Origin of the sequence: Deinococcus carri (assembly GCF_039545055.1) — a bacterium.
Lineage (GTDB): Bacteria > Deinococcota > Deinococci > Deinococcales > Deinococcaceae > Deinococcus > Deinococcus carri.
In genome coordinates this window covers 97,750-109,868 of record NZ_BAABRP010000003.1, presented here as the reverse complement: position 1 = coordinate 109,868, position 12,119 = coordinate 97,750, and the positions used below count along the sequence as shown (strand labels likewise).

The 12,119-nt window shown below is 70.3% G+C and carries 11 protein-coding genes; 5 read left to right on the top strand and 6 right to left on the bottom strand.

Annotated elements, in window-relative coordinates; all coding sequences use genetic code 11:
* Positions 1-40 precede the first annotated feature (40 nt).
* Both sufB and sufC read right to left on the bottom strand, forming a co-directional pair.
* Complete coding sequence (sufB, locus tag ABEA67_RS06845; RefSeq protein ID WP_345462886.1) at positions 41-1,444, bottom strand: Fe-S cluster assembly protein SufB; 1,404 nt, start codon at positions 1,442-1,444, stop codon at positions 41-43.
* Between the two features lie 116 nt (positions 1,445-1,560).
* On the bottom strand, positions 1,561-2,331 hold the full coding sequence (sufC, locus tag ABEA67_RS06840) for a Fe-S cluster assembly ATPase SufC (RefSeq protein ID WP_345462883.1): 771 nt from the start codon (positions 2,329-2,331) through the stop codon (positions 1,561-1,563).
* 276 nt (positions 2,332-2,607) lie between these two features.
* Between sufC and ABEA67_RS06835 the strand changes: the two genes are divergently transcribed.
* Genes ABEA67_RS06835 through ABEA67_RS06820 form a run of 4 tightly spaced genes read left to right on the top strand, consistent with a single transcriptional unit; the run spans position 2,608 to position 6,552 of the window.
* Entirely contained in the window at positions 2,608-3,297 is a 690-nt protein-coding gene (locus ABEA67_RS06835) for a MotA/TolQ/ExbB proton channel family protein (protein WP_345462880.1), read from the top strand.
* Positions 3,294-3,710: an ExbD/TolR family protein gene (locus tag ABEA67_RS06830; protein WP_345462877.1), complete on the top strand. Its 417-nt coding sequence runs from the start codon at positions 3,294-3,296 to the stop codon at positions 3,708-3,710. Before ABEA67_RS06835 ends, ABEA67_RS06830 begins: the two co-directional genes overlap by 4 nt.
* A 7-nt stretch (positions 3,711-3,717) precedes the next feature.
* Complete coding sequence (locus ABEA67_RS06825) at positions 3,718-5,808, top strand: hypothetical protein (protein WP_345462875.1); 2,091 nt, start codon at positions 3,718-3,720, stop codon at positions 5,806-5,808.
* A 51-nt stretch (positions 5,809-5,859) separates the two neighbouring features.
* The gene (locus ABEA67_RS06820) at positions 5,860-6,552 is read left to right on the top strand and encodes a hypothetical protein (RefSeq protein ID WP_345462872.1); all 693 of its coding nucleotides are present in this window, start codon (positions 5,860-5,862) and stop codon (positions 6,550-6,552) included.
* Positions 6,553-6,579: 27 nt separating this feature from the next.
* On the opposite strand, the gene ABEA67_RS06815 is transcribed toward ABEA67_RS06820, so the two are convergent.
* Both ABEA67_RS06815 and ABEA67_RS06810 read right to left on the bottom strand, forming a co-directional pair.
* Positions 6,580-7,389 carry a methyltransferase domain-containing protein gene (locus ABEA67_RS06815; RefSeq protein ID WP_345462869.1) on the bottom strand — a complete coding sequence of 270 codons (810 nt, stop codon included), beginning with the start codon at positions 7,387-7,389 and terminating at the stop codon, positions 6,580-6,582.
* Positions 7,390-7,470: 81 nt separating this feature from the next.
* Positions 7,471-9,381 (bottom strand): acetate--CoA ligase, encoded by a 1,911-nt coding sequence (locus ABEA67_RS06810; RefSeq protein ID WP_345462866.1) that lies wholly within the window; start codon positions 9,379-9,381, stop codon positions 7,471-7,473.
* Positions 9,382-9,469: 88 nt separating this feature from the next.
* Here ABEA67_RS06810 and ABEA67_RS06805 point away from each other — a divergent pair, with 88 nt between their 5' ends.
* Positions 9,470-10,276, top strand: coding sequence for a type III pantothenate kinase (locus ABEA67_RS06805; RefSeq protein ID WP_345462863.1), 807 nt, complete (start codon positions 9,470-9,472; stop codon positions 10,274-10,276).
* A 98-nt stretch (positions 10,277-10,374) separates the two neighbouring features.
* Here ABEA67_RS06805 and ABEA67_RS06800 read toward each other — a convergent pair whose 3' ends face one another.
* Both ABEA67_RS06800 and ABEA67_RS06795 read right to left on the bottom strand, forming a co-directional pair.
* A complete protein-coding gene (locus tag ABEA67_RS06800; RefSeq protein WP_345462860.1) occupies positions 10,375-11,373 on the bottom strand; it encodes an inorganic phosphate transporter in 999 nt (332 codons plus the stop codon).
* A 19-nt stretch (positions 11,374-11,392) separates the two neighbouring features.
* A complete protein-coding gene (locus tag ABEA67_RS06795; protein WP_345462857.1) occupies positions 11,393-12,031 on the bottom strand; it encodes a DUF47 domain-containing protein in 639 nt (212 codons plus the stop codon).
* Between the last annotated feature and the right edge of the window lie 88 nt (positions 12,032-12,119).

The following is a 12,119-nucleotide window of genomic DNA, read 5'->3' as shown; positions in this document are numbered from 1 at the left end:
AGAGCCGCACCCGGTCAGGAGTGCGGCCCTCAGACCAGCTTCAGCCGACGCTGCCTTCCATCTCCAGCTCGATCAGGCGGTTGAGTTCCACCGCATATTCCAGTGGCAGTTCCTTGGCAATCGGCTCGATAAAGCCGCGCACGATCAGGCCCGCCGCCTCGTCCTCGCTGAGGCCGCGCGACTGGAGGTACAGGATCTGCTCGTCGTTGATCTTGGACACGGTCGCCTCGTGGCCCACGGAAGCGTCCTTTTCCTCGATCTCGATGTAGGGGTAGGTGTCGGTGCGGGCTTCCTCGTCCAGCAGCAGGGCATCACACTCGACGTTGGTCTTGCTGCCGCGCGCGCCCTCGTAGATCTTGACCAGGCCGCGGTAGGAGCTGCGCCCGCTGTCCTTGGAGATGGACTTGGAGACGATGGTGCCACTGGTGTAGGGCGCGAAGTGGACGATCTTCGCCCCGGCGTCCTGGTGCTGGCCGCGGCCCGCCATCGCAATGCTCAGCACCTCGCCGCGCGCGCCCTCTTCGAGCAGGTAGCAGGCGGGGTACTTCATGGTGACCTTGCTGCCCAGGTTGCCGTCCACCCACTCCATCACGCCGTTGCCGTACACGGCGGCCCGCTGCGTGACGAGGTTGTAGACGTTGTGGCTCCAGTTCTGGATGGTGGAGTAGCGGAAGCGCGCGCCTTCCTTGACGATGATCTCGATCACGCCCGAGTGGAAGGAGTCGCTGGCATAGGTGGGGGCGGTGCAGCCCTCGATGTAGTGGGCCTGCGCGCCCTCGTCCACGATGATGAGGGTCCGCTCGAACTGGCCGCTGCTCTCCGCGTTGATGCGGAAGTAGGTCTGGAGCGGAATATCCACCTTCACGCCCTTCGGCACGTACACGAAGGAGCCACCCGACCACACGGCACTGTTGATCGCCGCGAACTTGTTGTCCTCGGGCGGCACGACGGTGGCGAAGTACTCGCGGAAGAGGTCGGGGTACTGCTTCAGGCCGTCCTCAATGCTGAGGAACACCACGCCGAGCTTTTCCCACTCCTCCTTGAGGTTGTGGTACACCATTTCCGACTCGTACTGCGCGCCCACGCCGGCCAGCGCGGCCCGCTCAGCCTCGGGGATGCCCAGGCGCTCGAAGGTCTGCTTCACGTCCTCGGGCACGTCGTCCCAGGAACGGGCGTTGAAGCCCTCCGGCTTGATGTAGTAGTAGATCTCGTCGAGGTTCAGGCCCGAGAGGTCTGCGCCCCATTCGGGCATCGGCTTGGCGTAGAAGATTTCCAGCGCCTTGAGGCGGAAATCGAGCATCCACTGCGGCTCGTCCTTGGCCCGGCTGATCATCTCGACGACTTCACGGCTCAGCCCCTTGGGGGCCTTGACCGCGTACCGCTCGGGGTTGCTCCAGCCGTACTCGTACTCTTTGTTGATGTTGGCAACTTCGGGGTTGGTCATGGGGGAACTCCTTGGGAGGTTGCAGATGGCGGAGGGCAGAAAGCAGATGGCTCAGGGAAGGGGCTTGTGCTGAAGCGCCAGTTGGCCTTTTGCCATCTGCCTTTAGCCTTCTGCGCTCAGTCGCCCGCTACGGCGAGCTGCTTGACCCAGTCGTAGCCCTCGGCGTCGAGGCGCTGGGCCAGTTCGGGGCCGCCCGTCTGCACGACGCGGCCGTCTACGATGATGTGGACCTTGTCGGGCACGATGTAGTTCAGCAGGCGCTGGTAGTGGGTGATGATCAGGCCGCCGAGATTTGGGCCGCGCAGGCTGTTGACGCCCTTGGCGACGATCTTGAGGGCGTCCACGTCGAGGCCGGAATCCGTCTCGTCCATGATGATGTAGTTCGGTTCCAGCATCAGCATCTGGAGAATCTCGTTGCGCTTCTTCTCGCCGCCCGAAAAACCCTCGTTGAGGTAGCGCTCGACGATGCTCTCGTCCCACTCCAGGGTCTTCAGGGCGCTGGTCAGCTTGCCGTAGAACTCGGCAAAGCCCACCTCTTCGCCTTCCTCCTTGCGGGCCTGCATGGCGAGGCGCAGGAAGTTGGCGATGGTGACGCCGGGAATCTCGACCGGGTACTGGAAGGCCAGGAACACGCCCAGGCGGGCGCGCTCGTCGGGTTCCATCTCCAGGATGTTCTGGCCGTCGACCAGCACCTCGCCTTCCGTCACGGTGTACTCGGGGTCGCCCACGATCACCTTGGCGAGCGTGCTCTTGCCGTTGCCGTTCGGCCCCATGATGGCGTGCAGTTCGCCGCGCGGCACGACGAGGTTGACGCCCTTCAGGATCGGCTGGTCACCGACGGAGGCGTGGAGGTTGCGAATCTCGAGCTGGTGGGGCTGGTTGGTCATGGAGGCTCCTTTGGCTGGTCCTGCAGCGGAAATCTCTCTTCTTGAGAATGATTCCTAGTTACCGTGCCATTGTACCCACCCGGTGGGCTAAAGTCGAGTGATTTGGTGTGGATTGAGCGGCGGTTCTGGGCGCAGGACGCGGTGCATGGGAAGCGGGAAAAGAGGGGAAGGTTTTCACCGCGCACCGCCTCCCGCGCACCGCACACGCCCCCCGCATGAGTCCCCGGCCCGCCTTTTTCACGCTTGCCACGCGCGGCCGTGCTACCCGTGAGGGCGATGAATCTCCTGGCTCTGATTCAGGCCGCCGGCCCCCTGCTGTGGGTGCTGCTCGCCCTGTCCGTGTACGTCGTCTACACCGCCGCCGTGCGCGCCCAGGCCCTGGGGCGTCTGGGGCAGGACCCGTCGGCGCTGATCGAGCGCACGCGGGCCGTCACCGCCGAGAGCGGTCCCGCCGCCGCCCTGGCCGAGGTGGACCGCGCCGCCGACCCCACGCCCGCCGCCCGTGTGCTGCGCGCGGGCCTGAGCCGCGCCGACCGGGGCACGGACGCCGCGCAGGCCGCGATGAACGCCGCCGTGCTGGCCGAGGACGCGCGGCTGTACGCGGGCCTCTCGGCCCTGGGCACCGCCGCCCAGATCGCGCCGCTGCTGGGGCTGCTGGGCACCGTGATTGGCATGGTGCGCTCGTTCCTGGTGTTCAGCTCCACCACCGCGCCCACACCCTCGCAGCTCGCCACCGGCATCAGCGAGGCGCTGATCAACACGGCGGCGGGCCTGATCGTGGCGATCATCGCCTACGTGGCCCGCAATGCCCTGCGTGCCAAGGCTGACCGCATCGCCACCCAGGCCGAGCGGGTGCGTGAGGAACTGCCCGCCTGGCTCGCCCCGCGCGGCCTGACCTCCACCCGGCCCGTGCCGGAGGTCGCCCTGAACTTCGACCCCGTGCCCGCAGGCGGAGCCGCGCGGTGAGGCGGCGCTTTCGTGAGGGCGGCGACGCCGTGACCTTCGATTTCGCGCCGATGGTGGACATCGTGCTGCTGCTGCTGATCTTCTTCTTCCTGACCAGCAGCCTGGGGGCACGCCAGAACGCGCTGCCGCTGGACCTGCCGCGCGCCAGCACCACCGTGCAGGAGACGCCCGCCCTGCCTATCGTGAGCGTGGACCGCGCCGGGAAGCTGTTTCTGAACGGCAAGGAAACCACCCTGACGAAACTGGGCGGGCAGCTCAAGCCCCTGCTGCAAACGTCGGGCGGCGTGGTGGGCCTGCGCGCCGACGAGCGCGGCAACTACGGCACCGTGGTGCGCGTGATGGACGAGATCAAGAAGGCGGGCGGCGAGCGCCTCGCGCTGGGAACCCGCACGGCCCAGGGGGGCGGAAAGTGACCCGGACGTGACCACACTGCCGACCCCTCCCTCCGGCCCTGTCTCCAGCCCGGCCCACGACCCGGCCCGTCAGGAACGACTGCGGGCGGCGGGGGTGACGCTGCTGCTGCACGGCGCGCTGCTGCTGGGCCTGCTCGCGGCCCGGCCCGACCTGCGCCCCCCCGCCCTCACCGCCCCGCCCGACCTGAAGCGCGCCCCGCTGGAGGTAGTCACGCTGGCCCCACCCCCCGAGGCCACGCCGACCCCCCCCATCACGTCCCCGGCGCGAGAGCAGGTGAGGCCGAGAACCACGCCGCGCACCCAGACCAAACCCGCCGAAACCAGGCCAGCCCAGACCAGACCGGCACAGAACAAGCCGACGCCACAGACCCAGCCACCGGCCCAGCCAAAACCGGCGGCACAACCCGCGCCGCCCACCCCGCAGGCTCCCGCGCGGCAGGCTGCTCCTCCCACGCCCGCCGCCCAGCCCGCGCCCCCGGCGGCCCAGGCCCCGGTCCAGGACAGCACGCCCGACCCGGCCCCCACCGCGAGTGCGGCCCCGCTGCGGCCCCTGCCCCAGACCTCCGAGCAGGTGAAGGTCGAGTCCGCCGAGCCGCAGGGGGCCACCCCGTTCCCGCTCCCCACACCCCAGACGCCGCAACCGCAGCCCGCGCCGCAGGAAACCCCCGTTCCCGAGACGCCCACGGCTGCGGCCCCGGCCGGCGCGGGCACGCCGGACCCCGAACCCCAGGCACAGGCCGACGACACGCCCGCCGACCCGGTGACCGCTGCCCCCGCCGCGCCGGCCCCCGACCCCGAACCCGTGACCGCCCTGCCCCGCCGCGAGGACGCCGCCCCCGCCAGCGCCGAGGAAACGGCGGCCCCGGCCAGGGGAGAGGCCACCGCGACCGAGGAACCCGCACCCGCGCGGGGGGGCGCGCCCGCCGAGGCCAGTGCCGAGGCCGCGCCGTCCGTGGCCCGTATTCCGGCCCGGCCCCCGAGTGCGCCGCAGGGCAGCGCCCCCGAGACTCCCACCGCCTCGCGTGGCACCCTGGCCCCCGGCAGCCCGGAGGCGGTGGCCGGACGGGAAGGCAGCGTCTCCCGCACGCCTGAGGCGAGTGCGCCGGATGCCCCCACGCCCACGCGCAGTCCGGCTCCGGCGGCCACGCCTGCGGCCGAGGCTCCCGCGCCCACTCGCACGCCCGCCCCGGCGGCCCCGGAGGCGACGGCTCCCACCCGGACGCCGGCCCCTGCCGCCGCGGTCCCCGACCCCACGCCCGCCCCCACCCCGACACGCGGGGCAGCAGGCCAGGGGACTTCCGAGGCCCCCCAGGCCGAGACTTCCCGCCCGTCCACCCGGCCCGGCACCCCCACCGGAACAGGGGAGGGGACGGCCAGCCCGGCGGCCCGCACCGGCACCTCGCCCGGTGACGCCAGCCCCGGCCCGCAAGCCGAGGCCCCCGCGCGGGGGACGGCGGGCAGTGGCGGCGCGACGCCCGCCGCGCCTGCCGCCCCCCGCGAATCCTCCGGGGGCAGCGGCACCGGCGCGGGCACGGCCCCCGACCCCGGCCCGGCCGCTGGTGGGCGTGGCGGCTCGGCCAGCACGGGCAACGGCAACAGCCCCTCCGGTGCGGGCGAGGCCCCGGCCTCCGGTCGTCCGGGGGGCGGCAGTGGGACCGGGTCCGGCACCCCGGCGGGCGGCAGCACCGGCGGCGGCGAGACGGCCCGCGCCGGTGGCGGCGGCGGTGCGGCTGCGGGCAACGAGAGCCGGCCGCTGAACTGCACGGTCGTCGTGGACGTGCGCGGCCTGGGGGCCTTCCAGCGCGACATGACGAGCTTCCTCTACGACGAGGGCGGCACGCAGCTCTGGCCCGACGCGGCCCTCGTCAAGGGCGTGAGTTCCCAGCTCGTGCAGGAGGGCAACCTCCACACCTACATCACGTCCGAGGGCCAGATTGGGCAGTTCCAGAACGTGACCCGCGTCAAGGCGGTGCGGGTGGAAGAACCCCGCATCGCGCGCGGCAGTGGCGTCTTGACCAACGCGGTCCTCGGCAGCAGCGCCGCCGCCCAGTTCCGCGCGGCGGGGAAGGCCTGCCGCGTCGTGTACCTGAAGGACTGAAGCGCCCCCCGCGTCAGCCTGCCGTCATTCCCCCCTGTTATGAGGTGCAACATGCGCAAACCCGTCCTTCTCACCCTGACCGTCCTGCTGTCCGCCCCCGCCCTCGCGTGGGTGCCCAAGCTGGAGGAAACGACCGCCAAGAACGTCATCGACGGCGCGTATGGCCGCCGTGACCCGGTGCCCACCTACCAGACCCTCGACCTGACCGTCAAGGACGGCAAGTTCGCCGCCGGCGACGGAGCCGTGAAGGTGTTCGACGGCGGCGACAAGTGCCTGGCCGACTGGATTGCCGCGCCCACCGACTTCAAGGGAGGCAGCCGCCCCGCCAGCGTCACGGTGAGTGGGCAGGCCGACCAGCTCTACTTCCAGGCGCAGGACGCCCGCGACAACTTCCGCAACCTCAGCGCCGAGGGCGCGCTGGGGACTGACCTGGCCGGGAAGCGCCTGGCCGACGGCCTGCTGCGCGTGGACGTGAACGTGCGCGGCCTCCCCACCGAAAAGGCCCGCGACGCCTACCTGGTGCGCCTCAAGGCCCCCGACGGCAAGATGCTCGCGCCCACCCGCAAGAGCTACGTCAGCGACTTCAAGCAGGACGGCGGCACCTGGTCGGGCACCCTGGTCTACTACTTCGAGCCGCTCAAGTCGGGCATCGGCGCGAGCGATAAGGTGGACCTGCTGCTCCGCACCGAGGCGGACACGAACTGCGCCTACAGCGTGGGGCTGGACCTGGGCAGCTTCCAGTAAGCGCAGAGAGAGGGGGGCAGCGGCCGGTTACTGGCCCGCTGCCCCCTTCTCCGGTGTGCGCCCGACCGCGAGGACCACCGTGGAATAGGCGAACAGGTGCCCGGCCGCGTCCAGTGCGCGAAAGTGCGCCTCGAACGCCGCCCACTCTTCCGAGGTGAGGACTCCGGCCTCCAGCGCCGCCTCGGGACGGGTAAACCAGGTGTCCAGCAGGGCCTCCGCGTCCAGGGGCACCACGATGACTTCCGCCGTGACCCCCTCCAGCCCGGCCTCCCCGAACAGCCGCCGCAGCTGCCGCCCCGGCTTGCCCCGGAAGGTCGGCCCGCTCGCCTGTTGCCGCTGGAAGGCGGTGATGCGGCGGTCGAGTGCCTGCACCTCGTCGCTGGCATAGTCCACCGTGGGCGGGAGGTCGGTGTCCATCGCGCTGACCCGGCCGCCGGGGCGGGTGACGCGCAGCATCTCGGCCAGCAGGCGGGAGGCGTCGGGCGTATGCATCAGGACGCGCTCGGCCCGCACGGCGTCGAAGGAACCGTCAGGAAAGGGCAGCGCCAGCCCGTCGGCCTGCCGGAAAAGGATGTTCGTCCGGGGGGGCAAGGCGGCGCGGGCATGTTCCAGCATGGTCGGGTCGTGGTCCACGCCCACCACCTGCCCCTCTGGCCCCACCCGCCCGGCGAGGGCCGCCGCGTCCAGCCCCGGCCCGCAGCCCACGTCCAGCACCCGCGCTCCGGGAAAGAGATGCAGGGCGTCGTAACTCTGCTGCTTGGCCGGTTGCATAGCGCGGCCCAACGCCTTCAGGTAGGCCGGATGGATGAAGTCCGGCATGCTCGGTGACACGCTCATGGTGAAGCCTCCGTGTTGTGGTCAGGGGCGAACCCCGGTTGCCCGCACCCTACCACACGGTCCTCCCACGCGGCGGCCGACTCACCCTGCCTGAATGCGCTCCCTCACCACCTCGATCGCGTCCGGGTTCTCCAGGCTGGTCAGGTCGCCCCGGACCTCGCCCGTCACCAGCAGGTCGCGCAGCAGGCGGCGCATGATCTTGCCGCTGCGGGTGCGGGGCACGGTGGGCGTGACGATCACGCGGGCGGGCCGCGCGATGGGACCGACGCCGCGCACGATGGCCTCCGCGAGTTCGTCCTCCAGCCCTGGACCACCCTGCGCGTCCCCGCGCGGAACCACGAAGGCGACCGGCACCGCGCCTTTCACCTCATCGGGCATGGCGACCACCGCGGCCTCGCTGACGGCGGGGTGGGTGATCAGGGCGGCCTCCATCTCCATCGTGCCGATGCGGTGCCCGGCCACGTTCATCACGTCGTCCAGGCGGCCCGTGACCCACAGTTGCCCGTCGGCGTCGAGCAGGGCGGCGTCACTGGCCGCGTAGCTGCCCGGAAAGTCCGACAGGTAGGTCTGCACGTAGCGGTCGTGGTCGCCCCACACCGTCCGCGCGAGGCAGGGAAACGGCTCGGTGAGGGTCAGCGCGCCCAGTTCGCCGGGCTGCGCCTGGGTCCCGTCGTCGCGCACCACGCGGACGCGGTAGCCGGGCAGCGGATGGCCGCAACTGCCGGGGCGGGTGGGGGTAATGCCGACCATCGAGCTGGCCCAGGCCGTGCCGGTTTCCGTCTGCCCATAGGTGTTGTTCACGAAGATGCGGCCCGCGCCCAGTTTGCCCTGCGTCCAGTGCCAGGTTTCGGGGTCGAGCGGCTCGCCCACGAGGGCAATCAGGTCCAAGCGGCCCAGGTCGTGCCCCTCCAGGGCGGCGTCCCCCGCGCGGCGCAGCATCCGCAGGGCGGTGGGCGCGGTAAAGACCTTGTTCACGCCGTAGCGTTCAATGACCTCGTAGGGGCGGGCGGGCGTGGGCGTGTCGATGCCGCCCTCGTAGATTACGTGCGTCGCCCCATGCGCCAGGCCCCCCACCAGCGCGAAGATCGGGAAGGTCAGCCAGCCCACGTCCGCCGTGCACCAGTACACGTCCTGGGGTTGGAGGTTCAGCGCCCACTTCACGTTCGCGTAGGTGCCCACCAGAAAGCCGATGCCCGCGTGCACCAGTCCCTTGGGCTTGGAGGTGGTGCCCGACGTGTAGATGATGAAGCCGGGGTCGTTCGCCTCCAGCGGCACGGGGTCGGCGCGGCGCGTCGTCCGTTCCAGCAACGTGTGGAAGTCCTGCTCCCCCTCCCGCAGTGGAGAGGCCCGGTCCACCCGCCGCGCGACGATGACGTGCGGGATGTCCAGGCCCGCCATCGCCTCGTCCAGCGTGGCCTTGAGGGGGACGGTCTTGCCGCGCCGCAGGGTGGCGTCGGTGCAGACCACGACCTTCGGGCGGGCGTCCTCCAGGCGGTCGCGCACCGCCGACGCGCTGAAGCCCGCGAAGATGACCGAGTAGATCGCCCCGATGCGGTAGCAGGCGTGGATGGCGATAAAGGCCTCGGGAACGTTCCCCAGGTAAATCGCCACCCGGTCGCCCTTCTCGACCCCCAGGTCCTGCAACGCGGCGGCGAAGCGGGCGGTGGCGTCGGTCAGTTCGCCGTAGGTCCATTCTTCCCGCAGGCCGTCCTCGCGCTCGTACAGCAGGGCGGTGCGCTCCCGCGGCCAGCGGTCCAGGCAGTTCACGCTGACGTTCCCGGTCGCGCCGGGGAAGTAGCGGAAGTCGCCCAGCGTGCCCTCCAGGGCCACCGTCGGCGGCGTGTCCCAGGTCAGTTCGCGGGCAATCTCCAGCCAGTAGGCGGGGGGGTCCAGGGCGAGCAGGCGGGCGGCCTCGTCCTCAGCGACAGGGGCCGACGCCTTCAGGGCGGCCGTGGGGGCGACGAGGGGATGCTCCAGCAACGATTTCTCCACGGGGAGACCTCCAGAGGTGGGGTGAGTTGTGCTTCTGCCGCACGCTAGCGCGTTCGCGGCGGCGTTGCCAGCGCCTACAATTGCCCCCGTGCCCGCCTCCTTCCCCCTCCTCGCCGTGGACATCGGCAACACCAGCACCGTGCTGGGCCTCGCGGACGAGCACCTGAACCTCACCCACACCTGGCGCGTCCGCACCAACCGCGACCTGCTGCCCGACGACCTCGCGCTGCACCTGCACGGCCTCTTCACGCTGGCGGGGTCGGCCATTCCGCGCGCGGCGGTCCTGAGCAGTGTCGCCCCCCCGCTGGGCGCGAACTACGCGCTGGCCCTGCGCCGTCACTTCGGTATCGAGGCGTTCGAGGTGATGGCCGACAATCTCCCCGACGTGACGGTGGAACTCGACCAGCCCGGCAGTGTCGGTGCTGACCGCCTGTGCAACCTGTTCGGCGCGGAGAAGTACCTGGACGGGTACGAGTACGCCGTCGTCGTGGACTTCGGGACCAGCACCAATTTCGATGTGGTGGGGCGGGGCCGCCGCTTTCTGGGCGGGATTCTCGCCACGGGCGCGCAGGTCAGCGCGGACGCCCTCTTCGCCCGCGCCGCCAAGCTGCCCCGCATCACGCTCGAAGCCCCCGCCAGCGCCATCGGCAAGAACACCGTCCACGCCCTCCAGTCGGGTCTGGTCTTCGGCTACGCCGAGATGGTGGACGGCCTGCTGCGCCGCGTGCGCGCCGAACTCCCCGCCCCCGCCGTCGCCATCGCCACCGGCGGCTTCGCCCGCACCATCGAGGGCATCTGCCGCGAGATCGATTTCTACGACGAGACCCTGACCCTGCGCGGCCTGGTGGAACTGTGGGCCAGCCGGGGGGAAGCCCTGTCGCCTGTGGAGAAGTAGAGAGAAAAGAAGCGGGGGAGACGAACTCTGTGTCTCCTCCCGCTCCTTTTTCCTGACCGCTGACCGCTGACGGCTCATGGCTGAAACTGACCGCTCCCCTACACCCCCAGCGCCAGAATCACCTTGTGAATTGCCCACCCCAGCGCGATGCAGGTGGGAATGGTGATGAACCACGCGGTCACGATGCGTCCGGCCACCTGCCACTTGACCTTCCTGAAGCCCTTGGTGGTGCCCACGCCCATGATGCTGGCGCTGATGGTGTGGGTGGTGCTGACCGGGATGCCCAGGGTGCTGGCCGTGTGGATGATCAGGGCGGCGCTGGTCTCGGCCACGAAGCCGTCCACCGGCTTGAGGTCCACGACCTTGAAGCCCATCGTCTTGATGATGCGCCAGCCGCCCACGCTGGTGCCCAGGCCCATTGCGGTGGCGGCGGACAGCACCACCCACAGCGGCACGTGGTCGTACTGGGTGCCCGCGTAGGCGCTCAGGGCAAAGGTCATGATGCCCATGGTCTTTTGCGCGTCGTTGCCGCCGTGCGAAAAGGCCATGAACGCCGCCGAGGCGATCTGCGCCCAGCGGAAGGTGCGGGTCACGGTGCGCGGCCGCATCCAGCGCAGCACCAGCCAGGTCAGCAGCGCCATCAGGAGGATCGGCACCACGAAGCCCAGCAGCGGGCTGGTAAAGAGGCCCGTCACCGTCTTCTGCACGCCCTTGGGAATGATGATGCCCCAGCCCCCCGCGGCGACCCCCGCCCCCACCAGGCTGAAGATCAGCGCGTGGCTGGAGGAGGAAGGCAGGCCCTTCCACCAGGTGTAGAGGTTCCAGAACACGGCGCTGAGCAGGGCCGCCCCCACCAGTTCCAGCGTGGCGTACTGCTGCGGCACGATGTCGCTGGCGATGGTCTTGGCGACGGCGGTGCCGGTCAGCGCGCCGACGACATTGAGGACGGCGGCCATGGCGATGGCCTGGAAGGGTGTCAGCACCTTGGTGGCGACGGAGGTGGCGATGGCGTTGGCGGTGTCGTGAAAGCCGTTGATGAAGTCAAAGGCCAGCGCCAGCGCGATGATGACGAGCAGGCCGATCAGGGCAGGTTCCATGCAGTTTCGCCCCTGACCCTTACGCGTTTTTCAGGAGAATGCTCTCCACCGTCTTGGCGACCCGCTGCGCCTGATCCGAGGCGTCCTCGATCAGGTTGAGGATCTCGCCGCTGCGCATGGCGCGAATCATGCCGGGCACGTCGCTCACGCCCTGGTAGAGGGTGCGCTGCACCTCGTCGCTGATGTCGTCGCCCTCGTCCTCCAGGGTGCGAATCTGTCCGGCCAGCGCGGCGAGTTCGCGGATGCGGCCCGTATCCTCGATCATGGGCATCCCCTGGGCCAGCAGCGCGCACTGCTGCTCGACCACGCGGGCCAGCCGCGCCATCTGCGGGAGGGGCCGCTCGATGCTGTAGAGGCTGAGCTTGCGCGCGGCCTCCTCCATGTTGTCCACCAGATCGTCGAGTTCGTTGTTCAGCGCGATGATGTCCTCGCGGTCAAAGGGCACGATGAACGACTCGGCCAGCAGGTTGGTGATCTCGCGGGTGATGCGGTCGCCCTCGTGTTCGAGGTCGCGGACGCGCTGCACCTTGGCCTCCACGTCCGTGTAGTTCTCCAGCAGGTCCACCAGGGCCTGGGCGGTGGCGTGCGCGTTGCGGGCGGCTTCAGCGAACTTCGCGCTGAATTGGGGATTCCTGGGCATGAACTTTGACAGAACCATGACGTTTCACTCCGATTCTCTGCCCTTTTGTCAGCCCAGTGTCAGCCCCGGGCCGCCTGGGCGGGAAAACGGGAGGCCCCTGGGCCGG

Bases quoted from the DNA above. Each gene is read 5' to 3' on its own strand.
- ABEA67_RS06795 (WP_345462857.1), bottom strand. From the start codon at position 12,031: ATGGTTCTGTCAAAGTTCATGCCCAGGAATCCCCAATTCAGCGCGAAG.
- ABEA67_RS06800 (WP_345462860.1), bottom strand. From the start codon at position 11,373: ATGGAACCTGCCCTGATCGGCCTGCTCGTCATCATCGCGCTGGCGCTG.
- ABEA67_RS06820 (WP_345462872.1), top strand. From the start codon at position 5,860: ATGCGCAAACCCGTCCTTCTCACCCTGACCGTCCTGCTGTCCGCCCCC.
- ABEA67_RS06815 (WP_345462869.1), bottom strand. From the start codon at position 7,389: ATGAGCGTGTCACCGAGCATGCCGGACTTCATCCATCCGGCCTACCTG.
- sufC (WP_345462883.1), bottom strand. From the start codon at position 2,331: ATGACCAACCAGCCCCACCAGCTCGAGATTCGCAACCTCCACGCCTCC.
- ABEA67_RS06835 (WP_345462880.1), top strand. From the start codon at position 2,608: ATGAATCTCCTGGCTCTGATTCAGGCCGCCGGCCCCCTGCTGTGGGTG.
- sufB (WP_345462886.1), bottom strand. From the start codon at position 1,444: ATGACCAACCCCGAAGTTGCCAACATCAACAAAGAGTACGAGTACGGC.